General features: G+C 69.0%; 24 protein-coding genes. 20 read left to right on the forward strand and 4 right to left on the reverse strand.

Annotated features, from left to right (window positions below; genetic code table 11):
- Positions 1–66: 66 nt before the first annotated feature.
- The gene (locus VSO01S_RS02490; RefSeq protein WP_068640215.1) at positions 67–1,107 is read right to left on the reverse strand and encodes a putative 2-aminoethylphosphonate ABC transporter substrate-binding protein; all 1,041 of its coding nucleotides are present in this window, start codon (positions 1,105–1,107) and stop codon (positions 67–69) included.
- 150 nt (positions 1,108–1,257) lie between these two features.
- On the opposite strand from VSO01S_RS02490, the gene VSO01S_RS02495 reads away from it, so the two are divergent.
- The 5 genes from VSO01S_RS02495 to VSO01S_RS02515 are packed head-to-tail and all read left to right on the forward strand — an operon-like array spanning position 1,258 to position 6,684.
- Positions 1,258–1,995, forward strand: a complete 738-nt coding sequence (locus VSO01S_RS02495; RefSeq protein ID WP_068640216.1) for a phosphonate utilization associated transcriptional regulator — start codon at positions 1,258–1,260, stop codon at positions 1,993–1,995.
- The gene (phnA, locus tag VSO01S_RS02500; RefSeq protein WP_068640217.1) at positions 1,992–3,233 is read left to right on the forward strand and encodes a phosphonoacetate hydrolase; all 1,242 of its coding nucleotides are present in this window, start codon (positions 1,992–1,994) and stop codon (positions 3,231–3,233) included. Before VSO01S_RS02495 ends, phnA begins: the two co-directional genes overlap by 4 nt.
- Before the next feature lie 23 nt (positions 3,234–3,256).
- Positions 3,257–4,705, forward strand: coding sequence for a phosphonoacetaldehyde dehydrogenase (gene phnY / locus VSO01S_RS02505; protein ID WP_068640218.1), 1,449 nt, complete (start codon positions 3,257–3,259; stop codon positions 4,703–4,705).
- 9 nt (positions 4,706–4,714) lie between these two features.
- The gene (locus VSO01S_RS02510; RefSeq protein WP_068640219.1) at positions 4,715–5,290 is read left to right on the forward strand and encodes a phosphonate degradation HD-domain oxygenase; all 576 of its coding nucleotides are present in this window, start codon (positions 4,715–4,717) and stop codon (positions 5,288–5,290) included.
- 5 nt (positions 5,291–5,295) lie between these two features.
- The gene (locus VSO01S_RS02515) at positions 5,296–6,684 is read left to right on the forward strand and encodes an FAD-dependent oxidoreductase (RefSeq protein ID WP_068640262.1); all 1,389 of its coding nucleotides are present in this window, start codon (positions 5,296–5,298) and stop codon (positions 6,682–6,684) included.
- A gap of 37 nt (positions 6,685–6,721) precedes the next feature.
- Here the strand turns inward: VSO01S_RS02515 and VSO01S_RS02520 are convergent, their stop codons facing one another.
- Positions 6,722–7,261, reverse strand: coding sequence for a MarR family winged helix-turn-helix transcriptional regulator (locus VSO01S_RS02520; protein ID WP_068640220.1), 540 nt, complete (start codon positions 7,259–7,261; stop codon positions 6,722–6,724).
- 235 nt (positions 7,262–7,496) lie between these two features.
- Here VSO01S_RS02520 and VSO01S_RS02525 point away from each other — a divergent pair, with 235 nt between their 5' ends.
- The 5 genes from VSO01S_RS02525 (at position 7,497) to VSO01S_RS02545 (ending at position 13,098) form a co-directional block, all read left to right on the forward strand.
- Positions 7,497–8,489: a Bug family tripartite tricarboxylate transporter substrate binding protein gene (locus VSO01S_RS02525; RefSeq protein WP_068640221.1), complete on the forward strand. Its 993-nt coding sequence runs from the start codon at positions 7,497–7,499 to the stop codon at positions 8,487–8,489.
- A gap of 168 nt (positions 8,490–8,657) precedes the next feature.
- A complete protein-coding gene (locus VSO01S_RS02530) occupies positions 8,658–10,994 on the forward strand; it encodes a xanthine dehydrogenase family protein molybdopterin-binding subunit (protein ID WP_068640222.1) in 2,337 nt (778 codons plus the stop codon).
- Positions 10,987–11,880 carry an FAD binding domain-containing protein gene (locus VSO01S_RS02535; RefSeq protein ID WP_068640223.1) on the forward strand — a complete coding sequence of 298 codons (894 nt, stop codon included), beginning with the start codon at positions 10,987–10,989 and terminating at the stop codon, positions 11,878–11,880. The genes VSO01S_RS02530 and VSO01S_RS02535 overlap by 8 nt, the downstream gene beginning before the upstream one ends.
- Positions 11,877–12,359 carry a (2Fe-2S)-binding protein gene (locus tag VSO01S_RS02540; RefSeq protein ID WP_068640224.1) on the forward strand — a complete coding sequence of 161 codons (483 nt, stop codon included), beginning with the start codon at positions 11,877–11,879 and terminating at the stop codon, positions 12,357–12,359. Before VSO01S_RS02535 ends, VSO01S_RS02540 begins: the two co-directional genes overlap by 4 nt.
- Positions 12,349–13,098, forward strand: coding sequence for an SRPBCC family protein (locus tag VSO01S_RS02545; protein WP_068640225.1), 750 nt, complete (start codon positions 12,349–12,351; stop codon positions 13,096–13,098). The genes VSO01S_RS02540 and VSO01S_RS02545 overlap by 11 nt, the downstream gene beginning before the upstream one ends.
- A 656-nt stretch (positions 13,099–13,754) precedes the next feature.
- Here the strand turns inward: VSO01S_RS02545 and VSO01S_RS02550 are convergent.
- A complete protein-coding gene (locus VSO01S_RS02550) occupies positions 13,755–14,618 on the reverse strand; it encodes an amidohydrolase family protein (RefSeq protein ID WP_068640226.1) in 864 nt (287 codons plus the stop codon).
- Between the two features lie 108 nt (positions 14,619–14,726).
- Here VSO01S_RS02550 and VSO01S_RS02555 point away from each other — a divergent pair, with 108 nt between their 5' ends.
- The 10 genes from VSO01S_RS02555 (at position 14,727) to VSO01S_RS02600 (ending at position 25,895) form a co-directional block, all read left to right on the forward strand.
- Positions 14,727–15,500 (forward strand): crotonase/enoyl-CoA hydratase family protein, encoded by a 774-nt coding sequence (locus VSO01S_RS02555; protein WP_068640227.1) that lies wholly within the window; start codon positions 14,727–14,729, stop codon positions 15,498–15,500.
- The gene (locus VSO01S_RS02560) at positions 15,497–17,359 is read left to right on the forward strand and encodes a feruloyl-CoA synthase (RefSeq protein ID WP_068640228.1); all 1,863 of its coding nucleotides are present in this window, start codon (positions 15,497–15,499) and stop codon (positions 17,357–17,359) included. Before VSO01S_RS02555 ends, VSO01S_RS02560 begins: the two co-directional genes overlap by 4 nt.
- A gap of 27 nt (positions 17,360–17,386) precedes the next feature.
- Complete coding sequence (locus VSO01S_RS02565; RefSeq protein ID WP_068640229.1) at positions 17,387–18,151, forward strand: SDR family NAD(P)-dependent oxidoreductase; 765 nt, start codon at positions 17,387–17,389, stop codon at positions 18,149–18,151.
- A gap of 28 nt (positions 18,152–18,179) precedes the next feature.
- Positions 18,180–19,316, forward strand: coding sequence for an ABC transporter substrate-binding protein (locus VSO01S_RS02570; protein WP_068640230.1), 1,137 nt, complete (start codon positions 18,180–18,182; stop codon positions 19,314–19,316).
- 29 nt (positions 19,317–19,345) lie between these two features.
- The gene (locus VSO01S_RS02575) at positions 19,346–20,386 is read left to right on the forward strand and encodes a branched-chain amino acid ABC transporter permease (RefSeq protein ID WP_068640231.1); all 1,041 of its coding nucleotides are present in this window, start codon (positions 19,346–19,348) and stop codon (positions 20,384–20,386) included.
- A 1-nt stretch (position 20,387) separates the two neighbouring features.
- Positions 20,388–22,208, forward strand: coding sequence for a branched-chain amino acid ABC transporter ATP-binding protein/permease (locus VSO01S_RS02580; RefSeq protein WP_068640232.1), 1,821 nt, complete (start codon positions 20,388–20,390; stop codon positions 22,206–22,208).
- Positions 22,209–22,211: 3 nt separating this feature from the next.
- A complete protein-coding gene (locus VSO01S_RS02585; RefSeq protein WP_068640233.1) occupies positions 22,212–22,955 on the forward strand; it encodes an ABC transporter ATP-binding protein in 744 nt (247 codons plus the stop codon).
- Positions 22,952–24,685 (forward strand): acyl-CoA dehydrogenase family protein, encoded by a 1,734-nt coding sequence (locus tag VSO01S_RS02590; RefSeq protein ID WP_068640234.1) that lies wholly within the window; start codon positions 22,952–22,954, stop codon positions 24,683–24,685. Before VSO01S_RS02585 ends, VSO01S_RS02590 begins: the two co-directional genes overlap by 4 nt.
- A gap of 21 nt (positions 24,686–24,706) precedes the next feature.
- Positions 24,707–25,210, forward strand: a complete 504-nt coding sequence (locus VSO01S_RS02595) for a MarR family winged helix-turn-helix transcriptional regulator (RefSeq protein ID WP_084241641.1) — start codon at positions 24,707–24,709, stop codon at positions 25,208–25,210.
- Between the two features lie 70 nt (positions 25,211–25,280).
- Positions 25,281–25,895, forward strand: a complete 615-nt coding sequence (locus VSO01S_RS02600) for an SOS response-associated peptidase family protein (RefSeq protein ID WP_153305107.1) — start codon at positions 25,281–25,283, stop codon at positions 25,893–25,895.
- A gap of 15 nt (positions 25,896–25,910) precedes the next feature.
- Here VSO01S_RS02600 and VSO01S_RS02605 read toward each other — a convergent pair whose 3' ends face one another.
- Positions 25,911–26,702, reverse strand: a complete 792-nt coding sequence (locus tag VSO01S_RS02605; protein ID WP_068640237.1) for an SDR family NAD(P)-dependent oxidoreductase — start codon at positions 26,700–26,702, stop codon at positions 25,911–25,913.
- Positions 26,703–26,724: the final 22 nt, after the last annotated feature.

A 26,724-nucleotide genomic window follows, 5' to 3' on the forward strand; every position in this document is an offset into this window, starting at 1 on the left:
CGGCGGCCGGCCGGTGGCGGCGGCCGCGCGCGGGTGGGGTCCGTGTTCGCGTGGAGGCGCTGCGCCTCAGGGCTTGGGCTCGGCCTTGCCTTCGTAGCGCTTGCCCCACTCGGCCAGGATGCGCTCGCGGTTCTTGGCCGCCCACTCCAGGTCGTTCTTGGCCAGCAGCTTCTCGTAGTTGTCCGGAATGCCTTCCAGCTTGGAGGCCACGCCCGGGTAGGCCACCACGGCCCACCAGTTGGCGGTGATGACGTTGGCGTCCTTGCTGGCCATCCAGTCGGCAAAGCGCTTGGCCTGCGCGGCCTTGGCCGTGGTCTTCATGACGCCCGTGGCCTCGATGTCCCAGCCCAGGCCTTCCTTGGGAAAGACCAGGTCCACCGGGGCGCCGGACTTCTTCACCTGGTGCGCGCGGAACTCGAAGGAAATGCCGATGGGAAATTCGCCGGTGGCCGCCTGCTTGCACGGCTTGGAGCCGGAGTGCACGTACTGGGCCACGTTCTGGTGCAGTGCGTCCATGTATTTCCAGCCTTCGTCCTCGCCCCACATCTGCAGCCAGGACGACACATCGAGGTAGCCGGTGCCGCTGGAGGCCGGATGCGGCATGGAGATGGTGCCCTTGTAGATGGGCTTGGCCAGGTCCTTCCAGCTCTCGGGCTTGGGAATGCCGCGCTTTTGCGCTTCCACGCGGTTGAAGCAGATGGTGGCGGCCCACACGTCCATGCCCACCCACGAGGGCGGATTGGCGGCATCCGAGTAGGCGCGGTTGAGTTCCTTGAAGCCCTTGGGCTCGTAGGGCATGAGCATGCCCTCCTGCTTGAGCAGCGCCAGGCTGCTGGCGGCCAGCCCGGCCACCACGTCGGCCTGCGGGTTGGCCTTCTCGGCCAGCAGCTTGGCGGTGACGATGCCGGTGGAGTCGCGCACCCAGCGCACCTCGATGTCGGGGTTGGCCTTTTCGAAGGCGTCCTTGTAGAGCTTCATGGCGTCGGTCTCGAGCGCCGTGTAGACCTGCAGGGTGGTCTTCTGCGCAAAGGCGCTGGTGCCGACCAGGCCGAGTGCCGCAAGACAAAGGCCGAGCCCGAAACGGGCGGCGCGGGAGGGAGTCGTCATTCGAATAGCTCCTTGTACTTGGCTGTCACGAGAGTGGTGGAAGCTTGTGGAAGCGCCATGGGACGGACACCTCTGGAGTAAAAATGTAGAACGTCGAATGATTACTGTCAACTGTTGACAGTTAGCAATTCCCCTGAAAAAATCCGCCCCATGAGCAACACCACGCCCTCTTCCGCGCTTGCCTTCCTGCGCTCCAGTTCGCTGCCCATGGTCATGCAGGAGGAGATCGAGCGGCTCATCATGACCGGCGAGCTGCCCGTGGGCAGCCGCATCAACGAGAGCGAGCTGGCCACCCGCTTCAACACCAGCCGCGGCCCCATCCGCGAGGCGCTGCGCGCCCTGGAAGAAGCGGGCCTGGTGCGCAATGCCAAGAACCGCGGCGTGTATGTGCGCGAGATCTCCTTCGAGGAAGCCGACGAGATCTACGAGCTGCGCGAGGCGCTGGAAGAAATCATCGGCCGGCGCGTGGCGGTGGCCATGGGCCCGGACGCCATCGCCCGCCTGCGCGCCATGGTCGAGGCCATGCGCGGCGCCGCCCAGGCCAAGGACCTGGAGCAGTACGCGCAGCTCAACCTGCAGTTCCACGACACGCTGCTGGACACCGCCGGCAGCCGCAAGCTCACCGACACCTACAAGCGGCTCGTGAAGGAGCTGCACCTGTTTCGCATGCGCGCGCTCGACAGCGGCGGCGGCCTGGAAGTCTCGGCCGGCGAGCACGGCGCCATCGTCGACGCCATTGCCAGCGGCAACCCCGAGACCGCCGGCCGCGCGCTGCGCCGCCACGTGGCCGGCAGCCGCGCCCGCATGCACAAGGCCTACGGCCGCCCCGACCCCGAGGCGGCCAACGACTCCCCCCTGGATTCCACAACCGAAGGAAAGATCCGATGACCGCGAAGACCCTGGAAGTCAATGCCCGCAGCTACCGCTGGATGGCCGCGCCCGTGGTGGTCGTCTGCGTGGACGGCTGCGAACCGGCCTACCTCGATGCCGCCATCGCCGCCGGCGTTGCGCCGTATCTCCAGCGCATGCGCGCCGAAGGCGCCGACCTGCTGGCCGATTGCGTGGTGCCCTCGTTCACCAACCCCAACAACCTGTCCATCGTGACGGGCGTGCCGCCCTCGGTGCACGGCATCTGCGGCAACTACTTCTACGACCGCGAGCGCGGCGAGGAAGTGATGATGAACGACCCGCGCTACCTGCGCACCGGCACCGTGCTGGCCGCTTTCTCCGATGCCGGCGCCAAGCTGGCCGTGGTCACCGCCAAGGACAAGCTGCGCAAGCTGCTGGGCCACAAGATGAAGGGCATCTGCTTCTCCTCCGAGAAGTCCGACCAGGTCAGCCTGGCCGAGAACGGCATCGAGGACGTGCTGGGCCTGGTGGGCATGCCGGTGCCAGACGTGTACAGCGCGGAGCTGTCCGAGTTCGTCTTCGCCGCCGGCGTGAAGCTGATGGAAACCCGCCGCCCCGACCTGATGTACCTGTCGACCACCGACTACGTGCAGCACAAGGCCGCGCCCGGCAGCGCCCAGGCCAATGCCTTCTACGCCATGATGGACGGCTACCTGGCGCAGCTCGACGCGCTGGGCGCCACCATCGTGCTGACGGCCGACCACGGCATGAACGACAAGCACGATGCGCAGGGCGCGCCCCAGGTCATCTACCTGCAGGACCTGCTCGACGGCTGGTACGGCCAGGGCAAGGCCCGCGTCATCCTGCCCATCACCGACCCGTATGTGGTGCACCACGGCGCCCTGGGCTCCTTCGCCACCATCTACGCGCCCGACGAGACGAGCGTGCCCGCCTGGATCGAGCGGCTCAAGGCCGTGCCCGGCATGGAGCTGGTGCTCTCGCGCCAGGAGGCTGCAGAGCGCTTCGAGCTGCCGCCCGACCGCATCGGCGACATCGTGGTGGTGAGCGAGAAGAACACGGTGCTGGGCACCGCCGCCAGCCGGCATGACCTGTCGGGCCTGGATGCGCCGCTGCGCTCGCACGGCGGCGTGTCGGAGCAGCGCGTGCCGCTGATCTGCAACCGCCCGGTGGAGGGCATCGCCCCCGGCCGGCGCCTGCGCAACTTCGATGCGCTGGACCTCGCCCTCAACCACGCACGGGTGCCGGTGGCGGCCTGAATCCGATCCTGGAGACGCAACCCATGTCCGAACTGATCCTCAAGCCCGGCACCGTGCACCGCGAGGCCCTGCGCATCGCCGGCGAGCGCGTGCACCGCGACCAGGTGATCGAGGTCACCTACCCCTACACCGGCGAAGTGATCGCCACCGTGCCCAAGGCCACGCTGGACGACGTGCGCAAGGCCTACAGCGTGGCCCGTGCGTACAAGAGCAAGCTCACCCGCTACGAGCGCTACAAGATCCTGATGCGTGCGGGCGAGATCATCGCCTCGCGGCTGGACGAGATCTCGCGCGTGATCACCTACGAATCGGGCCTGTCGCGCAAGGATTCGCTGTACGAGGTGGGCCGCGCGTCCGACGTGCTGCTGTTCGCCGCCAACCAGGCGCTGGTGGACGACGGCCAGGTGTTCTCCTGCGACCTCACGCACCACGGCAAGAGCCGCAAGGTCTACACGCTGCGCGAGCCGCTGCAGGGCGTGATCACCGCCATCACGCCCTTCAACCATCCGCTCAACCAGGTGATCCACAAGGTGGCGCCGGCCGTGGCCACCAACAACCGCATGGTGCTCAAGCCCAGCGAGAAGACGCCGCTGTCGGCCTTCGTGCTGGCCGACATCCTGTACGAAGCCGGGCTGCCGCCGCCCATGCTCTCGGTCATCACCGGCGATCCGCGCGAGATCGCCGACGAGATGCTCACCAACCCCGACGTGGACCTGGTCACCTTCACTGGCGGCGTGCCCATTGGCAAGTACATCGCCGCCAAGGCGGTCTACAAGCGCCAGATCCTGGAGCTGGGCGGCAACGACCCGATCATCGTGATGGAGGACGCCGACATCGAGGAAGCCGCCACGCTGGCGGCCAGCGGCTCGTACAAGAACTCGGGCCAGCGCTGCACCGCCATCAAGCGCATGCTGGTGCATGAATCGGTGGCCGACCGCTTCGTCGACCTGCTGGTGCAAAAGACGCTCGGCATCAAGCACGGCGACCCGATGGACCCGGCCACCGACGTGGGCACGGTCATCGACGAGGAAGCCGCCACGCATTTCAAGAGCGTGGTGGACGACGCCATCGCCGCCGGCGCCAAGCTGCTGCACGGCAATGTGCAGCGCGGTGCCCTGTATTCGCCCACGGTGCTCGACCGGGTGCAGCCGGAGATGAAGGTGGTCAAGCACGAGACCTTCGGGCCGGTGTCGCCGGTGATCCGCTTCAAGGACATCGAAGAAGCCATCCGCATCTCCAACGGCACGGCCTTCGGGCTGTCGTCCTCGGTATGCACCAACCGGCTGGACTACATCACGCGCTTCGTGAGCGAGCTCAACGTGGGCAGCGTCAACGTGCGCGAGGTGCCGGGCTACCGCCTGGAGCTCACGCCCTTCGGCGGCATCAAGGATTCCGGCCTGGGCTACAAGGAAGGCGTGCTGGAAGCCATGAAGAGCTTCTGCAACACCAAGACCTATTCGCTGCCCTGGTAAGAGCAAACCATGAGCCTGACACTGGAAGACATCGTCACCCTGTTCGAGGCCAAGGGCCACGAGCAGTACGACGGCGAACCCGTCACGCAGCTGGAACACGCGCTGCAGTCGGCCCACCAGGCCGAGCAGGAAGGCGCCGGCAGCGCCCTCATCAGCGCGGCGCTGCTGCACGACATCGGCCACCTGCTGCACGACTTCGGCGACACGCCCTCGATGAAGGGGCTGGACGACGTTCACCAGTACCGCTGCCTGCCCTTCCTGCGCGGCCTGTTCGGCCCGGCCACGCTGGAGCCGATCCGGCTGCACGTGGACGCCAAGCGCTTCCTGTGCGCGCGCGAGCCGGCTTATCACGACAGCCTGTCGGCGGACTCGCAGCGCAGCCTGAAGCTGCAGGGCGGCATATTCGACACGGCCCAGGCCGCCGCCTTCGAGGCCCTGCCCTTCGCCATGGATGCCGTGCGCCTGCGCCGCTGGGACGACGGCGCGAAGGCCGCCGACCTGGCGGTGCCGGGCCTCGCCCACTTCGTGCGGCACCTGGAACGCGCCGCGGCCGAACACCGCCCGACCGCGCGGCAAGCTGCATGAGCCAGATGCGCCCCTTCTGGATCGAGCAGGCGCTGTTCGGCGCCGGCGACCTCGCACCCGCGCTGCAAGGCGAAACGCAGACCGATGTCTGCATTGTGGGCGGCGGCTTCACGGGCCTGTGGACCGCCATCCAGGCCAAGCAGCAGGCGCCGCAGCTGGACATCGTCATTCTGGAAAGCGACCTGTGCGGCGCCGGCGCGAGCGGGCGCAACGGCGGCTGCCTGCTGACCTGGTCGGCGAAGTACTTCACCCTGGAGCGCCTGTTCGGCGAGGCCGAGGCGGTGCGCCTGGTCAAGGCCTCGGAAGCGGCGGTGGGCCACATTGCCGAGTTCTGCAAGGCGCACGGCATCGAGGCCGAGCTGCGCATGGACGGCACGCTCTACACCGCCACCTCGCAGGCGCAGATCGGCACCATGGCGCCGGTGATGCGCGCGCTGGAAGAACGCGGCATTCATTCCTACCGCGACCTGCCGCCCGACGAGGTTGCACGCCGCTCGGGCTCGGCGCGCAATCTGGCGGGCGTGTTCTCGCCCTATGCGGCCACCGTGCATCCGGGCAAGCTGGTGCGCGGGCTGCGGCGCGTGGCGCTGGAGATGGGCATCCGCATCCACGAGCGCACGCCGATGGTCGACTTCGCCGCCGGGCCGCCGGTGGTGGTGCGCACCCCCACGGGCAGCGTGCGCGCCGGCAAGCTGGTGCTGGCAATGAACGCCTGGATGGCCAGTGCCTTTGCGAAGCAGTTCGAGCGCACCATCGCCATCGTCTCCAGCGACATGGTGATCACCGAGCGCTGCCCCGAGCTGCACGGCAGCGGGCTGGTGGACGGCGTGTCGGTGCTCGACTCGCGCACCTTCGTCTACTACTACCGCAGCACGGCCGACGGGCGCCTGATGCTGGGCAAGGGCGGCAACACCTTTGCATGGCGCGGCCGCATTTCGCCGGTGTTCGACCAGCGCTCGCCGTACGAAGACCAGCTGACGCAGGCGCTGCGCGACTTCTTCCCGGCGCTGGCCAACACGCCCATCACCGCCAGCTGGAACGGCCCGTCGGACCGCTCGGCCACAGGCTTCCCCTTCTTCGGGCGCTTTGAAGGACACCCCCACATCTACTACGGCTTCGGCTATTCGGGCAACGGCGTGGGGCCCACCTACATGGGCGGGCAGATCCTCTCGTCGCTGGTGCTGGATGCCGACAACGCCTGGACGCGCAGCCCGCTCACGCACGGCCCGCTGGGCCAGTTCCCGCCCGAGCCCATGCGCTATGTCGGCTCGATCGTGGTGCGCAACGCGATCCGCCGCAAGGAAAAGGCCGAGGACGACGGCCGCCAGCCGTGGATGGTGGACCGCATGCTCAGCAAGCTGGCCAACGCGGCCGGCAAGTCGGACAAGGGCTGAAGGGCGGACCGGCAGCGCGCTGTTCGCCGCGCACGGCTCAGATGTCCAGACCGTGCAGGTCGCCGCGCGCCGGATCGGGCGCGTCGATCTGCTGGCAGTACTCGCGCAGGTGCAGCAGCGCCAGGTACATGTCGTGCCGCAGTTCCGGCGGTATGGCACGGATGGCGGCGGCCTGCCGCGCCCGGGCGATCGGGATCGCCTCGCGGTGCAGCGCCTCGCCCTCGGGCGTGATCAGGCAGTGCAGCTTCTTGCGCGGCGTATTGCCCTCGGCCACCAGGCGCACCAGGCCGCGCTGCTCCAGCAGCTTGAGCGTTCGGCTCACCAGGGCCTTGTCGGAAGTCGACTGCACCACCAGCTCGGCAAAGGGCAGGCCCGGCGCGCCAGCATGCGCCACCAGCGCGAGCAGGCGCCACTCCGACACCGACAGGCCGAACTGGCTCGCATAGGAGACGGTGATCTTGCGCCGCAGGGCGTTGCCCACCTGGCTCATCAGGGTGGTGATGAAAGCATCCACCGTGAGGCCGGTGCCGTGTTCGTCGAGGTCGTCCCAGGGGGTGCGCGCGGAAATGTCGGACATGGCGGCATTGTTCCATGACTCTGGTCGAGTTAGTTTTTCAACTTCATAAATAACAATAAATCAATCGGTAGTAACAGCAAGTTGATTGAACAACATCAGGCGGAGAATCCGTTTTGTTGCATTGGTGGTCAAGCGTTTTACATACGAAACGCAATTTATCCGAGTACCACCGGGCGAACGCGCAACAGACACCCCTTCCACTGGCCAGATTCCCCTTCCTCCAGGAGCTCCCCCGATGCCTTCCCACCGCCGCCTCGTCCTTGCTGCCGCCGCCCTGCTGGGCGCCGCCGCCGTGCTCGGCCCCCTGCCCTCGCTGGCCCAGGGCGCCTACCCTGCCAAGCCGGTGACGGTGGTGGTGTCGTATCCGCCGGGCGGCGACACCGACGCCATTGCGCGCCTGTTCGCCGACAAGCTGGGCCAGCGCCTGAAGCAGCCGGTGGTCATCGACAACAAGCCGGGCGCCGGCGGCGCCATCGGCAACGGTTATGTCGGCCGCGCAATGCCCGACGGCTACACGCTGCTGTTCACGCCCAACCCCTTCACCACCGCCCCCATGGTGATGAAGCTGTCCGGCTCGGCCAGCTACGACGTGCTGGGCGGCTACGAGGCCGTCATCAACACCGCCACCCAGCCGCTGGTGCTGGTGGCCAACCCCGGCCTGGGCGTGAAGACGCTGCCGGCCCTGGTGGCCGCCGCCAAGGCGGGCAAGGCCGTGTCCTATGCCAGCCCGGGCGCCGGCTCGCCGATGCACATCGTGGGCGAGTGGCTCAACAAGGCCGCGGGCGTCAAGTTCTCGCATGTGCCGTACCGCGGCGTGGGCCCCTCGGTCACCGACGTGGTGGCCGGCCATGTGGACACGGCCTGGGTCACCTTCGGCGCGGTGCGGCAGTACCTGGACACGGGCAAGCTGGTGGCGCTGGCCATCGGCGACGCGCAGCGCAGCAAGCTGGCGCCCGAAGTGCCCACGCTGGTGGAGCTGGGCTACAAGGACGTGGTGGTGAGCGCCTGGAACGGCTTCTTCGCGCCCAAGGGCACGCCGGCACCCGTGGTCAAGCTGCTGAACGAGCAGCTCAACGCCATCCTCAAGGAGCCCGAGGTGGTCGATCGCCTGGCCTTCTTCGGCGCCCTGCCGGCCGGCGGCTCGCCGGATGCGCTGGCCAAGCTCAACCAGCGCGAGTACGCGGTGATGGGCAAGGCGATCCGCGATCTGGCCATCGTCGGGGAATAGGCCCACCCCCGTTTCTCCCGGACTTCGTTCCGGTCGAATCCCCCCTCGAGGGGGCGCACCCAGCGGCCCGGCAAAGCCGGTTCCGCGGGTGCTCCCGAACGGGCTTCGCTTCGCTCGCCCTTGAGGGTGGCGGCGGCAGCTTCGGCAATTGATCGCGAGGTTTTTTACATGAGACATCCACCCGAAGCCTCGGCCCTGTCCGGGGCCTCCACGCTGGGCGTGGAGATACCGCAGGTCACGGCGCGGGCCAAGGTGCTGGGGCGCGCGGTGTACGCCGGCGACATCAAGCTGGCCGGCATGCTGCATGGCAAGGTGCTGCGCAGCCCCTATCCGCATGCGCGCATCGTCTCCATCGACACCTCGGCGGCGCGCGCGCTGCCGGGGGTGAAGGCGGTGCTCACCGGCGAGGACGCGCCGGCCACGCTCTGGGGCGTGCACCACAAGGAACGCGCCGTGCTGGCCAAGGGCGTGGTGCGCTACTGCGGCGAGGAAGTGGCCGCCGTGGCCGCCGTCACCGAAGAGATCGCGCGCGATGCGCTGGACCTGATCCAGGTGGAGTACGAGGAACTGCCGGCCATCCTCAGCATCGGCGAGGCCATGGACGAGGAAGCGCCCGGCGTGCACCCGGGCCGCGGCAACGTGGGCCACGAGATCCGCTTCGAGCGCGGCGACGTCGATGCGGCCTTCGCCTCGGCCCACCTCGTGCACGAAGCCACCTACCAGACCCATTCGCAATACCCGGGCTACATGGAGCCGATGGCCACCGTGGCCGCGCCCGACCCGGACGGCCGCCTGGTGCTGTGGACTTCCACGCAGGCGGTCAACCTCGTTCGCATGCAGGTCGCGGCCACGCTGGGCCTGCCCGTGTCGCGCGTGCGGGTGGTGCAGGCCACCACCGGCGGCGGCTTCGGCGGCAAGATCGTGGAAGACGACAACCAACTCGTTGCCGGCCTGCTGGCCTTGCGCACCCAACGCCCCGTGCGGCTGGTGAACAACCGGCTGGAGGACTTCCAGGCCTGCTGCGCCAGCGTGCCCGAGCGCATCACCCTCAAGCTGGGCATGGACCGCGAGGGCACCATCGTCGCCAAGGAGGTGCGCATCCTGGCCGAGTGCGGCGCCTATGCGGGCCTGTCGGGCGATGTGATGCATGTGAGCGCCATGCGCAGCGACAACATGCACCGCAACCCCAACGTGCGCTCGCATGCGACGCTCTACTACACCAACAACCCGCCGCGCGGCGCCTTCCGCGGCTTCGGCGGCACGCAGATGCTGTTCGCGCTCAACAGCCACATCCACACCATGGCCGGGCAGCTGGGGCTGGACCCGGTGGCGGTGCACCGCCGCAACGCGGTGGGCGCCGGCGAGACCACGGTGCACGGCTGGCAGATCGGCAGCACCGGGCTGCAGGAATGCATCACCCAGGCCACCGAAGCCATCGGCTGGACCGCCAAGCGCGCCGCCCCCAAGGGCACCGGCGTGAAGCGCCGCGGCGTGGGCATGGCAGCCGCCATGCACGTGAGCGGCAACCGCACCATCGGCAACTGGGACGGCTCCACCGTGGTGGTGAAGATCAACGAGGACGGCCGCGTGAACGTGATCAGCGGCGAATGCGACATGGGCCAGGGCGCCGCCACCATGATGAGCCAGATCGTCGCGCACGAACTGGGCCTGCCGCTGGAGCAGGTGTACGTGGTGCCGCCCGACACCGACGTGGCGCCGGTGGCGGTGGGCACGCTGGCCTCGCGCGTGACCATGTCGGCCGGCAATGCCGCCATCGTGGCCGGGCGCATGGCGCGCGATGCGCTGTTCGCGCTGGCGGCGCCGCGCTGGAACGTGGAGCCGTCGCAGCTGTCCATCGGCGGCGGCGCGGTGTTCGTCACGGCACAGCCCGAGCGGCGGGCCACGCTGGCCGAGCTGGCGCGCCAGGCCGTCTGGCGCCACGGCGGCGGCGGCATCCAGGTCAGCGGCACCTGGGACCCGAAGACCGTCATGCACGACGACAACCTCTACGGCAACATCGCCGCCGCCTATTCCTATGCGGCGCAGGCGGTGGAGGTGGAGGTGGACACCGAGACCGGCCAGGTCACCGTGCTCGACAGCTACGTGGCCGACGACTGCGGCAAGGCGCTCAACCCCACCGCCGTGCACGGCCAGAGCAACGGCGCGGCGGCGCAGGCCATCGGCTGGGCGCTGTACGAGCAGCTGCACTACGAGGGCGGCCGGCTGGCCAATGGCAACTTCGCCGACTACACCCTGCCCACCGCCGACGCGCTGCCCGAACTGCGCAGCGGCCTGGTGGAATCCAACGATCCCAACGGCCCCTACGGCGCCAAGGGCGCGAGCGAGACGGCCATCCTGCCCGGCGCGCCGGCCATTGCGAATGCGGTGTACGACGCGGTGGGCGTGCGCATCACCGAGCTGCCGATCACGCCCGAGAAGGTGCTGGCCGCGCTGCGTGCACAGAAAGAAGACCAAGAGCAAGAGCAAGGAGCAGCGCATGCGTGAGTTCGACTACCTGGAGCCGGCCACGGTCGAGGAAGCCAGCCGCATGCTGGCCGACCTGGGCGACGAGGCCCGCGTGATCGCCGGCGGCACGGCACTGATGCTGGGCATGCGCCAGCGCATGCTGGCGCCCACGCACCTGGTCTCGGTCGCGAAGATCGAACGCCTGCGCGGCATCGATGCCGACGGGCAAGGGGGCCTGCGCATCGGCGCGCTGGCGCGGCATGCGGACGTGGCCCGCTCGCCGCTCGTGCAGCGGCATGCGCCGGTGCTGGCCAGCATGGCGGCGCGCGTGGCCAATCCGCAGGTGCGCAACCAGGGCACCATCGGCGGCAACCTCTGCTATGCCGACCCGTCCACCGATCCGCCAGGCTGCCTGATGGCGCTGGATGCGCTGGTGGTGTTGGGCAGCGCGCGCGGCGAGCGGGTGCTGTCCATCGAGGAGTTTTTGGTCGACTACTACGTGACCGCGCTGGAAGCCGACGAGATCGTGCTGGAGATCCGCGTGCCGCCGCTGGCGGCCGGCACCGAGGGCGTGTACTCGCGCTTCCTGCGCACGGCGGCGGAGCACCGCCCGCTGGTGAGCGTCGCCTTCGTGGCGCGCCGCGAAGAAAAGGGCGCGCTGTGCCGCCAGGCGCGCATTGCCGTCGGCGCCTCCACACCCATTCCCACACGCCTGCGCCGCGCCGAGGCCTTTCTCGAGGGCCGCAGCGTCACGCCCGCCGTGGCCGCCGAAGTGGCCGAGATGGTGGCGCAGGACATCGAGCCGGTGTCGGACCTGCGCGGCAGTGCCGAATTCCGGCGCGACATGGTGCGCGCCGTCGCGCGCCGCACGGTGGGGCAGCTGTTCGGGCTGCCCCTGGACGACGAAGGAGGCAACAAGCCATGAGCACCCACAGGATCGAATGCACCGTCAACGGCGAGCCGCACAGCATGGAGGTGCCGGCGCGCCGGCTGCTGTCCGACTTCCTGCGCGACGACCTGCACCTGACCGGCACCAAGCGCGGCTGCGAAACCGGCATCTGCGGCGCCTGCTCGGTGCTGCTGGACGGGGAAGTGGTCAAGTCCTGCCTGATGCTGGCCGTGCAGGTCAACGGCCGCGAGATCACGACCATCGAAGGCCTGGCGCCGGGCGACGGCACGCTGCACCCGCTGCAGCAGAGCTTCATGCAGTGCGGTGGCCTGCAGTGCGGCTACTGCACGCCAGGTTTCATCATGGCCTCGTGCGACCTGCTGAAGAACAACCCCCGCCCGAGCAGCCAGGACGTGCGCCACGGCCTTGCGGGCAACCTGTGCCGCTGCACCGGCTACACGCAGATCGTGGAATCGGTGCTCCAGGCCGCGGAGAACATGAACCATGGAAATTGAGAAGACCCTGACGGTGGCCGCCCCGCGCGAGCAGGTGTGGGCGCTGCTGCTGGACCCGCAGGTGATGGCCGGCGCGGTGCCCGGCATGAAGTCGATCGACGTCGTCAGCCCCACCGAGTACGTGGCGGTGATGCACCAGAAGATCTCGTTCATCAGCGCCAGGTTCAAGCTGCGCACGCACATCGTGGAGCAGCGCGCGCCCGAGTACCTGCGCGCCGAAGGCACGGGCGAGGACGCCTCGGTGGCCAGCTCGCTCAAGCAGCAGACCGAGGTCTTCCTCACCCCTGCGGCGGGCGGCGGCACGGAGTTGCGCCTGAAAGTGCGCGTGGACCTGCTGGGGCGGCTGGGCACCTTCGGCCTGGGCGTGATGAAGACCAAGGCCGATCGGCTGTGGGACGAGTTCGGTGCGAACCTGGCTGCGCGGCTGGAGGGGCGCGATGCGGCGGCGGCGCCTGTGTCGGCGCCGCCTCCCGCTGCACCTGTGGCTGCGTCGTTTGCATTGCCGATGCCTTCTTCAGCGGCTTCGAATGCTCCTCCCGCTTCGCCGCCAGTCACCCCCATCGCCGAGCCGCCTCGCAGCACCTGGTGGTCGCGCCTTGTGGGCGGCGGCGCAGCACCCCAGGCATCGGCACGAATGATCCGCGTGGAGGTTCGGCAACTGGACAAGACCGTCACGGTGGAATGGCCTGTCGAGTCTGCGCAGGCTTGCCAGGACTGGTTGCGCGAGCTGATGAAGTAGCCAACTGACGGCGCTACGTCTTCAGGTGTGGGTGGCGCGGGGCGCGGCAGGCACTTGCGGCCGGAGGCTCATACCGGGGCGGTCGATGCCTTCGGCATCGACTCCGTTGCGATGCTCGCGGAAGCGGCCTGCACCGTGGAACTCGCTCCGCTGCTGCGCAGCTGCGCTCAGACAGCCACGGTGAGCTAGAAGTTGAAGCACGCAAGGTGCCCTTGCGTGCAGGCCGCTCCCGCTGCGCTTCTCACCGCCCCGGAAATCGCCCCCGGCCGCAAGTGCCTGCCGCGCCCCGTGAGACGTTGCGCCGGCATCGGGCGGCTTGCACAACATGGCACTCCAGATTCAGCACACGTCCCGCCACCTGAACAGCCACCGACGTGTCCTGGGCCAAGGCCTGTGTGCCGCTGCGGGCCAGCGCGCCTCTTGGGCGATGAGCAGCGCAGCGGAGCCGGCCCGCTCGTGTGTGCCGAAGGACACACACGAGCTTCGTTATCTGACTTGCGGCGGGTGTTTGAGCAAAGTGAACGAAGTGAACGTCGCGAGTTCCGCCGCAGGGCCGGCTCCGCGAGCAGCGCAATGCAGTCGGCGAAGCCGACCGCCCAAGTGAAGCGCTGGCCCGCAGCGGCACACAGGCCTTGGCCCTCGCACCAAGACCAGCCTCACCCAAGGCCCAGCAAGCGCACCGCGTTGCCCTTCAAGATCCCTGGCATGACTTCCGGCTTGAACCCCGCCTCCTCGAAGTCCTTCATCCACCGGTCCGGCGTGATGAGCGGATAGTCGCTGCCGAACAGGATGCGGTCCTTCAGCAGCGTGTTGGCGTACTGCACCAGCTGCTTCGGAAAGTACTTCGGGCTCCAGCCCGACAGGTCGATCCATACGTTGGGCTTGTGCGTGGCCACCGACAGCGCCTCGTCCTGCCACGGAAAGCTGGGGTGCGCCATCACGATCTGCATGTCCGGAAAGTCGATCGCCACGTCGTCCAGGTGCATCGGGTTGCTGTACTCCAGCCGCAGCCCGCCGCCGCAGCGCATGCCCGAGCCGATGCCGCTGTGGCCCGTGTGGAAGATGGCCGGCAGCTTGTGCTCGGCAATCACTTCGTACAAGGGCCAGGCCATGCGGTCATACGGGTGGTAGCCCTGCACCGTCGGGTGGAACTTGAAGCCCTTCACCCCGTGCTCCTCGATCAGCCGGCGCACCTCGCGCGCGCCCATCTTTCCCTTGTGCGGATCGACGCTCCCAAACGCGATCATCACGTCTGGGTTCTTCTGCGCCGCCTCGGCGATCTCCTCATTGGGAATGCGCCGGCGGCCCAGGTTCGATTCGGCATCCACGCCGAACATCACGAAGCCGATCTTGCGCTCGCGGTAGTAGTCGATGCTCTCCTGAATGGTCGGCCTGCGGCTCGAGCGGAAGTACTTGTCCGCCGCGCGGTCGTACTCCTCGCCGTAGTTGTCGAAAGGGTTCCAGCAGCTCACTTCGGCGTGCGTGTGCGTGTCGATGGCAATGAGGTTGGCAATGTCCATGCTCGTGTCTCCAGATTCCTCGGGTAAGTACTAGGCCTTGGGGCCCAATCGGCGCTTGAAATGGTTATTTCTCATAACCATAATCGATTCATACCGCGGATGCAAACCATGACCTATCCCGATCTTCAAATCGAACTGAAGGACGACATCGCCGTCGTCCGACTGATGCGCCAAGCCAAGCGCAACGCCCTGTCCGACGGACTCATTCTGGCCCTGCGAGATGTCTTCGAGAAGCTGCCGCCGAACGTGCGCGCCGCCGTCATCGACGGCGACGGCCCGCACTTCTGCGCCGGCCTGGACCTGTCCGAGCTGAAGGAGCGCGACGCCGCCCAGGGCATGCACCACTCGCGCATGTGGCACGCCGCGCTCGACTGCATCCAGCACGGCCCGGTGCCCGTCATCGCGGCGCTGCACGGCGCGGTGGTGGGCGGCGGGCTGGAGCTTGCCAGCGCCTGCCACATCCGCGTGGCAGACAGCTCCACCTTCTACGCGCTGCCCGAAGGCTCGCGCGGCATCTTCGTGGGCGGGGGCGGCTCGGTGCGCATCCCCAAGCTGATCGGCGTCTCGCGCATGACCGACATGATGCTCACCGGCCGCGTCTACGGCGCCGAGGAAGGCGAGCGCGCCGGCTTCGCGCAGTATCTGGTGCCCGAGGGCACCGCCTTCGACAAGGCCATGGAACTGGCCCGCCGCGTGGCGCAGAACGCGCCGCTCACCAACTACGCGCTGATGCATGCGCTGCCGCGCATCGCCGAGCAGCCTGCCGACCACGGCTTCTTCACCGAGTCGCTGATCTGCGCCATTGCCCAGGCCGCGCCCGAGGCCAAGGAACGGCTGCGCGATTTCCTCGAAGGCCGCGCGGCCAAGGTGAGCAAGGAATGACCACCACTGCGCCGCGCTACCGGCCGCTGGGCTTCGGCGTCACGCGCGGCGTGCTGCGCGAAGGCGCGAGCGGCGTGCGCTATCTGGAGGCGGAAACGCCGCTTGCGCCCTATGGCGAGCGCATCACCGACCGCCTGCTGCACTGGGCCGAGGCGGCGCCGGACCGCACCATGATCGCCCGGCGCGAGCGCCTGGCCGATGGCCGCACCGGCGACTGGATCCACATCAGCTACGCGCAAGTGCTCGACAAGGCGCGCCGCATCGGCCAGGCCCTGCTCGACCGCGGCCTGAGCGCCGAGCGGCCCGTGGCCATCCTGTCGGAAAACAGCCTGGAGCACGCCCTGATGGTGCTGGGCTGCCTGTATGCCGGCGTGCCGCACTGCTCCGTCTCCCCGCCCTATTCCATCGTCAGCCAGGACTACGACAAGCTGCGCCATGTGCTGGCCACCCTCACACCGGGCATGGTCTTCGCCGGCGACGAGGCGCGCTACGGCCGCGCCATCCGCGAGGCGGTGCCCGCCGACATCGAGGTGGTGCTGGTCGACGGCCAGGTCGAAGGCCGCCGCTGCACCTGCTTTGCCGACCTGCTGGCCACCGAGCCCACGCCCGCGGTGGATGCCGCCATGCGCGCCACCGGGCCGGACACCATCACCAAGTTCCTCTTCACCTCGGGCTCGACCAAGCTGCCCAAGGCGGTGATCAACACGCACCGCATGTGGTGCGCCAACCAGCAGCAGCTGCGCCAGTCGATTCCCGCGCTGGCCGAAGAGCCGCCGGTGCTGGTGGACTGGCTGCCCTGGAACCACACCTTCGGCGGCAACCACAACGTGGGCATCGTGCTGAACAACGGCGGCTCGCTCTACATCGACGACGGCAAGCCCACGCCGGCCCTCATCGGCGAGACGCTGCGCAACCTGCGCGAGATCGCGCCCACGGTGTACTTCAACGTGCCCACCGGCTTCGAGGCCATTGCCAACGCCATGCAGACCGATGCGCAGCTGCGCCGCAACCTGCTGTCGCGCGTGAAGATGTTCTTCTATGCCGGCGCCGCGCTGCCGCAGCCGGTGTGGGACAGCCTGCACCGCACGCAGGAGGCCGAGATCGGCGAGCGCATCGTCATGGGCACCGGCCTGGGCATGACCGAGTCCGGCCCCTTCGCCCTGTACATCACGAGCCCGCAGGTGAGTTCGGGCGACCTGGGCCTGCCCACGCCCGGCCTGTCGCTCAAGCTGGTGGACACCGACGGCAAGACCGAAGTGCGCTACCGCGGCCCCAACATCACGCCCGGCTACTGGCGCGCGCCCGAGGCCACCGCCGAAGCCTTCGACGAGGAAGGCTACTTCTGCACCGGCGACGCCGTGACGTGGATCGACCCGCAGGACATCCACCGCGGCCTGCGCTTCGACGGCCGCATCGCCGAAGACTTCAAGCTCGCCACCGGCACCTTCGTGAGCGTGGGGCCGCTGCGCGCCAGGATCATCGCGGCCGGCGCACCGTACGTGCAGGACGCGGTGCTCACCGGCCTCAACATGAAGGAAGTGGGCGCGCTGCTCTTTCCGACGCAGGCGGTGCGCCAGCTCGCCGGCCTGCCGGCCGATGCGCCGATGCAGCAGGTGCTGCAAAGCCCAGCGGTGCAGGCGCACTTCCAGGGCGTGGTCGACCAGCTGGCGGCCAGCGGCACAGGCAGCGCCAGCCGCATCGCCCGCGCGCACCTGATGAGCGAGCCGCCCTCCATCGACAAGGGCGAGGTCACCGACAAAGGCTCGATCAACCAGCGCGCCGTGCTGCACCACCGCGCGGCCATGGTCCAGGCACTGCACGACGGCAGCCTGCCTTTCACCATCCTGCCGCGCGCCTGAACCACTCACCTTTCAAGGAAGCGAAACATGAAGATCGAAGGACAAGCCGCCCTCGTCACCGGCGGCGCATCGGGCCTGGGCGAAGCCACCGCGCGCGAGCTGGCGCGCCTGGGCGCCAAGGTGGCCGTGCTGGACCGCAATGCCGAGCTGGCCGAGAAGGTGGCCCAGGACATCGGCGGCGTGGCCTGCGGCTGCGACATCACCGACGCCGCGAGCACCGCGGCTGCACTGGAGAAGGCGGCCGCCGCGCACGGCCCGGCGCGCATCCTGATGAACATCGCCGGCATCGGCACCGCCAAGCGCATCGTCGGCAAGGACGGCAACCCGGCCCCGCTGGAAGACTTCCAGCGCGTGGTGAACGTGAACCTGGTGGGCGCCTACAACGTCAGCCGGCTGTTCGCCGCCGCCTGCGCCAAGCTCGAACCCAACGAAGGCGGCGAGCGCGGCACCATTCTCTTCACCGCCTCGGTCGCGGCCTTCGACGGCCAGGTGGGCCAGCAGGCCTACAGCGCGTCCAAGGGCGGGCTGGTGGGCATGACGCTGCCCATGGCGCGCGACCTGGCGCAGCACGGCATCCGCGTGTGCACCATTGCGCCGGGCCTGTTTGCCACGCCGCTGCTGCTGGAGCTGCCCGAGGCCGTGCAGCAGTCGCTGGCGGCGTCCATTCCCTTCCCGCCGCGCCTGGGCAAGCCCTCCGAATTCGCCGAGCTGGCCTGCCACTTTGTGACCAATGCGCATCTCAACGGCGAGGTCATCCGCCTCGACGGTGCCTTGCGCATGGCACCGCGCTAAGCCTCATTCACTCAACGAGGAGACAACCATGAAGTTCAAGAAGACCCTGCTCGCCAGCTTCGCCGCGTTCGCGCTGATGGGCGCGGCGCACGCCGACATCACCGTGGGCGTGGTGCAGCCGCTCACCGGCCCGGCCTCGGGCCTGGGCATTCCGGTGAAGAACGCCATCATGATCTGGCCCAAGACCGTGGCCGGCCAGAACATCAAGCTGGTGGTGCTGGACGATGCCAGCGACCCGACCGCCGGCGTGAAGGCGGCGCAGCGCCTGGTGACGGAAGACAAGGTCGACCTGATCATCGGCTCCTCGGCCACGCCGGTCGCCATCCCGATGGCCGACGTCACGGCCGAGGCCGCCACGCCGCAGCTGGCCACCTCGCCGGCCGCGCTGCCGCCGGGCAAGGACAAGTGGTTCTTCCGCCTGCCGCAATCGAACAGCGTGATGGCCTACGCGGTGGCGCAGCACATGAAGAAGCAGGGCGTGAAGACCATCGGCTTCCTGGGCTACACCGATGCCTACGGCGAGCTGTGGCTCAAGGCCATCACTGAAGAGGCCAACAAGAACGGCTTCAAGATCGTGGCCACCGAACGCTTCGCACGTGCCGACACCAGCGTGACGGCGCAGGCGCTCAAGCTCACCTCGGCCAACCCCGATGCGATCCTCATCGTGGCTTCGGGCAGCGGCGCGGGCATGCCGCAGAAGGCGATCATGGAGCGCGGCTTCAAGGGCAAGGTCTACCAGACCCATGCCGCCGCCACGCCCGACCTGATGCGCACCGCCGGCAAGGACGCCGAAGGCGCCTTCGTCGTCTCCGGCCCGGCCATGCTGGGCGCGCAGCTGCCCGACAGCAACCCGTCGAAGAAGGCTTCGCTGGCCTTCCTGGAGGACTACGCCAAGGCCTACGGCGCCGGCTCGGCCAACCAGTTCGGCGGCCACGGCGCGGATGCCTACACCATCCTCGAGAAGGCGGTGCCGGTGGCGCTGAAGAAGGCGCAGCCGGGCACGCCCGAATTCCGCGCCGCGCTGCGCGATGCGTTCGAAGGCATGGGCCGCACCGTGATCTCGCACGGCGTGCTCGACTGGACCGCGCAAGACCACTGGGGCTACACGAACGAGACCGGCGTGATGATGCAAGTCGTCGACGGCAAGTTCAAGGTAGTTCAATAACTTTTCGATAGCAACCTAGGCCGACGAACGTGGACTTCTCGATTGCCAGCATCCTGCTGCTGGACGGACTCACCAACGGCGCGATCTATGCCCTCTTGGGCATGTGCCTCGTGCTGGTGTTCACGGTGACCCGCATCATCTTCATTCCGCAGGGCGAGTTCGTCGCCTATGGTGCGCTCACGCTGGCCATCTTCCAGACCGGCCAGGTGCCGGGCACGGTGTGGCTGCTGCTGATCCTGGCGGCCACCGCAGCGCTGATGGACCTGGTGGCCGTGTGGCGCCATCGCCGCCGGGCCGCCCCGGCCCTGGCGGCGGCCCTGCGCACCTTCGTTCCGTCGGCGGTGGTGGCCGGCCTCTCGGTGTGGGCGGCGCCGCGCGGCCTGCCCATGCTGCTGCAGGCACTGCTCACGCTGGGCATCGTCACCTGCTTCGGGCCGCTGGTGTACCGCGTGGCCTACCAGTCGCTGGCTGGCGCCAGCACGCTGGTGCTGCTGATCGTGTCGGTCGGCGTGCACTTCGCGATGACGGGCCTGGGCCTTCTCTTCTTCGGCGCGGAGGGCTTTCGCAACCCGCCCTTCTGGGACGCGCGCATGGCGCTGGGCCCGCTCAACGTCAGCGGCCAGGCGCTGGTGATCTTCGGCATGTCGGCCGTGCTGATCGTGGTGCTTTGGCTGTTCTTCGAGCGCACGCTGTACGGCAAGGCGCTGCGCGCCACGGCGGTGAACCGGCTGGGCGCCCGGCTGATGGGCATCTCCACCAACAGCGCGGGGCAGCTCACCTTTGCGCTGGCCGCCTTCATCGGCGGGCTGTCGGGCCTCCTGATCGGGCCGACCACCACCATCTTCTACGACTCGGGCTTCCTGATCGGGCTCAAGGGCTTCGTCGCCGCGGTGATCGCGGGGCTGGCCAGCTACCCGGGTGCGCTCATCGGCGCGCTGTCGGTGGGCGCCATCGAGGCCTTCGGCTCCTTCTGGGCGAGTTCGTTCAAGGAAGTGATCGTGTTCACCATCATCCTGCCGGTGCTCTTGTGGCGTTCGCTGGCGTCCGGCCACTCCGATGAGGAACATTGAGATGAGCGCTGTCATTTCCTCCTCTGCCGCCACGCAGGCATCCGAAGCAAAGGGCAGCCCGCTGCGCCGCTTTGGCCCCTGGGTGCTCATCGCGCTGCTGGCCGTGCTGCCCTTCCTGCCGGTGCCCGACTTCTGGATCATCCAGCTCATCTACATCGGCCTGTACGCGCTGCCGGTGCTGGGGCTGGTGCTGCTCACCGGCGTGGCCGGGCTCACCTCCTTCGGGCAGGCGGCCTTCGTGGGCATCGGTGCCTACACCACCGCCTACCTCACGGTGAACACCGGCCTGTCGCCCTGGCTCACGCTCTTCATCGGCCTGGCGCTCACCGGCATCAGCGCCTTCGTCATCGGCGCCATCACGCTGCGCATGTCGGGGCACTACCTGCCGCTGGCCACCATCGCCTGGGCGCTGTCGCTGTACTACCTCATGGGCAACCTGGATGCGCTGGGCAAGTACGACGGCATCCTGGGCGTCAAGGGGCTCTCGGCCTTCGGCTTCGAGATCGGGCAGCGGCGCGTGTTCTACGGGCTGGTGTGGGTCTTCGTGATCGGCGCCTCCTTCGCGCTGATCCGCCTGCTGGATTCGCGCAGCGGCCGCGCCATCCGCTCCCTGGCGCGCGGCTCGCAGATGGCCGAGGCCATGGGCATCGACACCTTGCGCCACAAGGTCGGCATCTTCGTGCTGGCCGCCCTGCTGGCCTCGGTGTCGGGCTGGCTCTTCGCGCACTTCCAGCGCACGGTGAACCCCTCGCCCTTCGGCATCAAGATGGGCATCGAGTACCTGTTCATGGCGGTGCTCGGCGGCGCGGCCCATGTGTGGGGCGCCATCGCCGGCTCGGGCATCGTCAAGGTGCTGGAAGACCAGCTGCAGGTGCTGCTGCCCAAGCTGATCGGCACCGCCGGCAGCTACGAGGTGATCGTGTTCGGCATCCTGATCGTGCTGGTGCTCAAGTACCTGCCCGACGGCCTCTGGGCCTTCATCGACCGGCGGCTGCCGCGCGCGCCGCGCCCAGTCGACTGGCAAGGCGCCGCGCCGCTGCCCGCTCGTGCCAAGCCGGCGGCCGGCGAGGTGGTGCTGCAGGTGAAGGCGGTGCGCAAGGTCTTCGGCGGCCTGGTGGCGGTGAACGACATCAGCTTCGAGACGCGCGCCGGCCAGATCGTGGGCCTGATCGGCCCCAACGGCGCGGGCAAGTCCACCACCTTCAACCTGGTCACCGGCGTGCTGCGCCTCTCCGGCGGCGAAGTGCGCTTCCGCGGCCAGCGCGTGGACGGCCTGCCCTCGCGCAAGATCGCACAGCAGGGCATGTCGCGCACCTTCCAGCATGTGAAGCTGGTGCCCGAGATGACGGTGCTGGAGAACGTGGCCCTGGGCGCGCACCTGCGCGGCCACCGCGGCCCGATCGCGGCCATGGCCCGCCTGAACGGCGCCGAGGAAAGGCAGCTGTTCGCCGAGGCGCAGCGCCAGCTGCAGCGCGTGGGCATGGGCGAGCTGCTGCACGAGCAGGCCGGCAACCTCGCCATGGGCCAGCAGCGCCTGCTGGAAATCGCGCGCGCCCTGTGCGCCGACCCGGCCCTGCTGCTGCTGGACGAACCCGCCGCCGGCCTGCGCCACAAGGAAAAGCAGGCCCTGGCCGAAGTGCTGCGCAGCCTGCGCGCCGAAGGCATGAGCATCCTGCTGGTGGAGCACGACATGGGCCTGGTGATGGACGTGTGCGACCACATCGTGGTGATGGAGTTCGGCACGCACCTGATGGAAGGCACGCCCGCGCAAGTCCAGCAAAGCGAGAAGGTCCGCGCGGCCTACCTTGGAACCGAGCACTGAGCCATGAGCCACCCTCTTCTTCGCGTGGGCGACCTGCACGCCGGCTACGGCCGCGCCGAGGTGCTGCACGGCATCGAACTCGACGCGCCCGAAGGCAGCGTCATCACCGTCATCGGCCCCAACGGCGCCGGCAAGTCCACCCTGCTCAATGCGCTGATGGGCATCCTGCCCGCGCGCGGCAAGATCGAATTCATGGGCCAGCCCATCGACGAGTTCACGCTGGAAGAGCGCGTGATGCTCGGCCTGGCGCTGGTGCCCGAGAAGCGCGAGCTGTTCGGCACCATGCCGGTGGAAGACAACCTGGTGCTCGGGGCCTTCCGCCAGGTGCGGCTGCGCAATGCGCGCTGGCGCGAGCAGCTCGATGCGGTGTACGAACTCTTCCCGCGCCTGAAGGAGCGCCGCACGCAGCAGGCCGGCACGCTCTCCGGCGGCGAGCGCCAGATGCTGGCGGTGGGCCGCGCGCTGATGTCGCGCCCCAAGCTGCTGATGCTCGACGAGCCCAGCCTGGGCCTGGCGCCGCTGGTGGTGCAGGAGATCTTCCGCACCGTCAGCGCCCTGCGCGCCACCGGCGTGACCATCCTGCTGGTGGAGCAGAACGCCCGCGCCGCGCTCGAAGTGGCGGACCACGGCTACGTGCTCGAGATGGGCAGCGTGAGCCTGCAGGGGCCGGCCCGCGAGCTGGCGGGCGATGCCCGCGTGATCGATACCTACCTGGGCGCCGCGCGAACGGCGGCCGCCGTGGCATGAACTACCAGCCGCGTCCCGAAGACATCCGCTTCCTGCAGCAGCAGGTGCTGCAGGCGGGCCATACGCTGCGATCCCTCCCCGCCTTCGCCGAAGTCGACGATGCGCTGGCCGACCAGCTGCTGCAGGAGGCCGGCCGCTTCGTCGGCGAAGTGATTGCGCCGCTCAACCGCAGCGGCGACGAAACCGGCGCGCAGTGGAACGATGGCGAAGTGCGCATGCCGCCCGGTTTCCGCGAGGCCTACCAGGCCTTCGTCGAGGCCGGTTGGCCCGCGCTCTCGGCCGCACCGGAAGACGGCGGCCAGGGCCTGCCGGCCGCGCTCGATGCCGTGCTGTACGAATGGCTCAGCGCCGCCAACCATGGCTTCACCATGGCGCCGGGCCTGCTGCACGGCGCCTACGAATGCATCCGCCACCACGGCAGCGAAGAGCTTCGCGCACGCTACCTGGCACCCATCGCCAGCGGCCGATGGCTGGCCACCATGTGCCTCACCGAAGCCCACGCCGGCAGCGACCTGGGCCTGGTGCGCACGCGCGCGGTGCCGCAGGCCGATGGCACGCAGCGGGTGACGGGCGAGAAGATCTTCATCTCCGGCGGCGAGCACGACCTGACGGACAACATCGTGCACCTGGTGCTGGTGCGCCAGCCTGATGCGCCGCCCGGCCCCAAGGGCCTGTCGCTGGTGCTGGTGCCCAAGGTGCTGCAGGATGGCACGCGCAACACGGTGCGCTGCGAGCGCATCGAGGAAAAGATGGGCCTGCATGCCAGCCCCACCTGCGTGATGCGCTTCGACGATGCCGTGGGCTGGCTGGTGGGCGAAGCCGGCAAGGGGCTGGCAGCCATGTTCGTCATGATGAACTCGGCCCGCCTGCATGTGGCGCTGCAGGGCATCGGCCTGCTGGACGCCGCCTGGCAGAAGGCCGACGCCTATGCACGCGAGCGGCGGCAGATGCGGGCACCCACACGCCAGGGCTTGCGGCCCGCCTCGCGCGGCGACGGCGATGCGGCCGACCTCATCGCCGAACACCCGGCCATGCGCCGCATCCTGGACACACAGCGCGCCTGGGTCGACGGCGCGCGGCTCATCGCCTACCGCACCGCCGTGCAGCTGGACGTGGCCAAGCACGCCGCAGACAAGGCCCAGCGCGAAAAGGCCGAGCGCTGGTGCAGCTTCGTCACGCCGGTGCTCAAGGCCGCGTGCACGCACCAGGCCTTCCAGGGCGCCAGCGAATGCCTGCAGGTGTTCGGCGGGCACGGCTATGTGCGCGAATGGGGCATCGAGCAGGTGCTGCGCGATGCGCGCGTGACCATGATCTACGAGGGCACCAACGAGATCCAGGCCATCGACCTGCTGGTGCGCAAGGTGCTGCCCGATGCCGGCGCCGGCTTGGCCGCCTGCCTGATCGAGTTGCGCGACGAGCTCGACGCCTCCCGCGACAACGAGGCCGACGCGCAGCGCCGCATGGCGCAGCTGCGCTACCTGGGCACCTCGGTCGCGCTGGCGGCCCAGGCCGATCCGCAGCTGCCCTATGAAGTGGCCGACGACTACCTGCGCGTGGCCATGCTCACGCTGATGGCCTGGGCCTGGGCCCGCATCGAACGCGCCGCCCCGGCGGGCGACACGCGCTGGGCAGCGCCGGCCGCCGCCTTCCGCCGCTGGCTGCTGCCCGAGTTCGACATGCGCCTGGGCCTGGTCAAGCGCGCCTGCGAAAGTGTGACGGCCCCGCGCTGAAAGGCGTTAGGCTCAATGGCCATGACGCGAGACACCAAGAGCACCAAGACCGGCAAGGGCGCGGAGAAGCACGGCCACGCGGCTGCACCGCGCGGCAGCGAAAGGCTGGACAACGGCTTCCTGGAAACCCTGGTGGGCTACAACGCGCGGCGCGCCTGGTCGCAGATCAGCACCGTGTTCTCCGACCGCATGGCACCCTACGGCCTCAAGCAGGTGGACTTCTCGGTGCTGTCGCTGCTGGCACACAACCCCGGCGCCACCTCGCGCCAGCTGTGCGCCACGCTGGACATCCTGCCGCCCAACCTGGTCAACCTGATTGCCGCGCTCGACAGCCGCGGCCTGATCGAGCGCCGGCCCCATCCGCGCGACGGCCGCGCCGTCGGCCTGTACCTCACCAGCGCCGGCGAGAAGCTCACCCGCGAAGCCGAGCAGGCGGTCCAGCAGGCCGAGCTCGACGCCAGCGCCAAGCTGAATTCGCGCGAGCGTGAAACGCTGATTCGCCTATTGCAAAGACTGTATCTTTAGCGCTACTTCCGGGTCCACTCGACTTGCGACATACATACGGCGCTCGCAACCGCGCCGTATAGTGGATTCCATGATCCATTACTACCAAAGCGCGCGGGAGCGAGAGCCCTATGCCATGCGCTTTGGCGTGGCCTTTCAACCGGGGCCGCAGCAGACGGTGCGGCCCGGCGAGTCGGGCATCTTCGTGCGCAGGCCGCGCGCGGACCACCCAGGCAGCCTCAAGCCCATGAGCCCGTTCGAGGCGGTCACCGGCCGCTGGGGCTTGATCCCGCTGTTCTCCAAGGACGGTGAGGACCCACTCTTCGAAGCCGCCGCCGAAACCGCCGCAACGGAACGCAACTACCTGCAGCCCTGGAAGCGCGGACACCGCTGCGTGGTGCTGGCCGATGCGCTGATCATCGAAGGCAGGAACGGCCCGGGCAGCATCCAGCAGCTCAGCCGCGCCGACGGCACCGTGCTGGCCGTGGCGGGCCTGTGGAACGGCTGGCGCTCGCCGCAGGGCCAGTGCGTGGAAAGCTTCTCCATCCTCACCGTGCGCTGCGAAGGCGGCGTGCGGCACCCGGCGCTGCTGCATGACGCCTGGCTGGAAGACTGGCTGGCCTGCCCGGTGGAAGAAACCACCGCCTTCCTGCGGCCCTACTCGCCCGAATCGGAACTGGTGCGGCGCGAAATCGCCGGCGCCTGAGCGCGGCGGCCCAGCTCAGTTATCCCGGACGTCCGCCACCGGGTTGCTGCCGAAGTCGGCCCGGTCCAGATAGGCCAGCACCCGCGCAGCAGCCACGGGCGGGGTCGCCAGCATGCCTTCGCTCTGCATGCGCGTGAAGCGCTCCCGGTCCGGGAACTTGGCCGGGTCGCCGCCGCGCAGTTGCACCTGCATGTCGGTGTCGATCACGCCCGGGGCCAGCGACACCACGCGCGCGCCGTGGGGCGAATGGGCTTCTTCCAGGGCCAGGGCGCGCGAGAAGTGGTCCATGCCCGCCTTGGCCGCGCAGTAAGGCGCCTGGCTGGCCATGGCGTTGCGGCCCAGGCCCGACGAGATGTTGAGCACCTTGCGGCTGGCCTGCGTCCAGCCCTGGGTCGCCTTCAGGAAGGCGCTGGCCAGCAGCATGGGCGCCTCCAGCCCGACGCGCAGCGCGCGGGCCAGGTCCGGCAGTTCGGCGTCCGACAAGGGCGCGGGCCGCGCGATCACGCCGGCGTTGTTGATGAGGGTGGCGCTGGCATAGCGGCCGGCCTCCACGCCCGCGAGCCACGCCGACAACTGGCGGGCCGCCACCGAGGCGTCGTCCAGGTCATGCGTCCATTGCTGCAGCGAACTGCCTTCGCCCACCGGCGCAGCCGCCAGCTCCGGCGAGCTGCCGCGCGAGATGCAGATGAGCGTGTGGCCGGGCCGGGCCAGCAGCTGCTCGGCCATGGCGCGCCCCATGCCGCGCGAGGCGCCGGTGATGACGACGAGGTGTTGTGCTGTGTTCGCAGAAGAGTTGTTGGTGGCCATGGCGTTGCGCTCGCGTGTTGGA

The sequence above is a fragment of the Variovorax soli NBRC 106424 genome (assembly GCF_001591385.1).
GTDB classification, from domain to species: domain Bacteria; phylum Pseudomonadota; class Gammaproteobacteria; order Burkholderiales; family Burkholderiaceae_C; genus Variovorax; species Variovorax soli.